2 protein-coding genes are annotated in these 2,150 nt (G+C 43.6%); one reads left to right on the top strand and one right to left on the bottom strand.

Annotation, left to right across the window (positions count from 1 at the left end; all coding sequences use genetic code 11):
• Positions 1–9: 9 nt before the first annotated feature.
• Positions 10–1,290, bottom strand: a complete 1,281-nt coding sequence (locus tag LC574_RS37060) for an amidohydrolase (protein ID WP_229458612.1) — start codon at positions 1,288–1,290, stop codon at positions 10–12.
• Between the two features lie 81 nt (positions 1,291–1,371).
• On the opposite strand from LC574_RS37060, the gene LC574_RS37055 reads away from it, so the two are divergent.
• Positions 1,372–2,150, top strand: a 779-nt coding sequence (locus LC574_RS37055; RefSeq protein WP_229458611.1) for a cysteine hydrolase family protein, incomplete at its 3' end; no start/stop codon positions are given.

Below are 2,150 nucleotides of genomic sequence, written 5' to 3'. Positions count from 1 at the left end.
TACATAATGTTACAGGCTCAGATTAGCAACAATTTGCTTACCATTTACCCAAACACTATTAACAACATTGGTAGGACGACCTAAGACTAATAAGCCAATGGGATCTGTACGAGGTAGTAATGATAAATTGGTGAGGTCATAAAGTACCAAATCTGCTTGTTTCCCGACAGTTAAAGAACCGAGTTTGTCTGCTATATTCAATCCCTTTGCACCTCCCAAGGATGCCATTTCTACTGCTTGTCTGGGCGTAATCCAGTGTTGATAATCTGAGCCTGTAACATTATGTAAAATAGAACCAATTTTAATAGCTTCTAGCAAATCTTGAGAGTCATTACTCGAAGCACCATCACAACCAAAAGTTACATTGACTCCAGCTTGGCGATATTTTAAAATCGGGGCGATGCCACTGCCTAAACGCAAATTACTTAAAGGATTATGAACAACTGTAGATTGAGTTTCGGCGAGAATGGCGATATCAGCATCATTTAACCAGACGCAATGAGCTAGAGTTGTGCGATCGCTCAAATATCCGATTCTTTTCAAATGTTCCACAGCAGTACAACCATACTTTTCTTGGGCGAGTTTTTCCTGTGCCCTGGTTTCGAGTAAATGAGAATGACGACAAAGATTATAGCGTGAGCTTAACTCACTACACCCCTGAAATAAAGCATCAGTACACAATTGAATCCCCGTTGGTGCAACTAAAATATTTATACCCTCATCCGGGCGATGAAACTGTCTCACCGCTTCTTCAATAATTTCCAGTGTTGCCGCAGTTGAGCGAAAATAAGGTTCATGAGTTTGGGCTGATTCCCCAGATGGGATACCTGCGGTGAGGGATTCATCTTGAATTAAAGGGGCGATAAAGGCGCGAATTCCCACTTCTCTGTAAGCACGAGTTGCAATGGCGATCGTTTCTAACTCAAGTCCGGGAATTAACACCAGGTGATCTACTACACTCGTACCGCCGGAAAGTAGGGTTTCCACCGCAGTACCCAAGGCGCTCAGATAAACCTGTTCGGGATCGAGGGGGGCAAAATCATACAGTTCCGCCAACCATAATTCTAAAGGGAAAACTGACATGATTCCTCGCTGCCACATCTCTGATGAGTGGGTGTGGGCGTTGAAAAAGCCAGGTAGCAATAGCTTATTTTTGCCATCTATAACAGTGCCAATTGCTTGTAGATTGGAAGCAATGGCAGCGATTGCACCATCTACAATCTGTACATCTACCGTTGCATAATCATCATCGGTGGCAATCAAAACATTCTGGATGGTGAAATCTAGCATATTTAACCTTGATTAAGTAATTGTATTTTGAACTGAATTTCAAGTTACAAAATAGAAAATGGCGTTGCGTATTGCAATTTTATGAATTTACCATTACGGACATTGGGAGTTCCACCAAATGCGTGGGCAGTGAATGATGCGATCGCAGATATCACTCGTCCTCAAAAGCCCCCACAACCTGTTATTTTATCAACAGAAACTAAAACCCTGCGCCTAGACTTGGCAAAAGCTGCTATCCTCGTCATTGATATGCAAAACGACTTCTGTCACCCTGATGGCTGGTTAGCGCATATCGGCGTAGACGTAACTCCAGCGCGTCAGCCTATTGAACCTTTGAACAACTTACTTCCAGAACTGCGTGAAGCTGGTGTTCCGGTAATTTGGATAAATTGGGGAAATCGTCCCGACTTGCTCAATATTAGTGCTGGTTCGCGTCACGTCTATAATCCCACAGGGGGAGGTGTGGGATTGGGCGATCCACTGCCAAGCAATGGTGCTAGAGTACTTATGGCAGGTAGTTGGGCCGCAGCAGTAGTAGACGAACTAGAACAGATTCCCGAAGATATTCGTGTGAACAAATACCGCATGAGTGGGTTTTGGGATACACCCTTGGATAGTATCTTGCGGAATCTGGGAAAGACAACATTATTTTTTGCTGGTGTTAATGCCGATCAATGTGTACTAGCTACGTTATGTGATGCCAGCTTTTTAGGATATGACTGCGTGTTAGTTAAAGATTGTACCGCTACCACTTCTCCTGAATATTGTTGGCTGGCGACGTTGTACAATGTCAAACAATGCTTCGGTTTTGTCAGTGACTCCCAAGCGATTTTAACAGCGCTGCAAGATACTATCCAAGG

Source organism: Nostoc sp. CHAB 5715 (assembly GCF_020829685.1).
GTDB lineage: Bacteria > Cyanobacteriota > Cyanobacteriia > Cyanobacteriales > Nostocaceae > Nostoc.
This window is presented reverse-complemented; position numbering and strand designations above follow the sequence as displayed.

Coding starts and splice junctions, on each gene's coding strand:
- LC574_RS37060 (WP_229458612.1), bottom strand. CDS start 1,290: ATGCTAGATTTCACCATCCAGAATGTTTTGATTGCCACCGATGATGAT.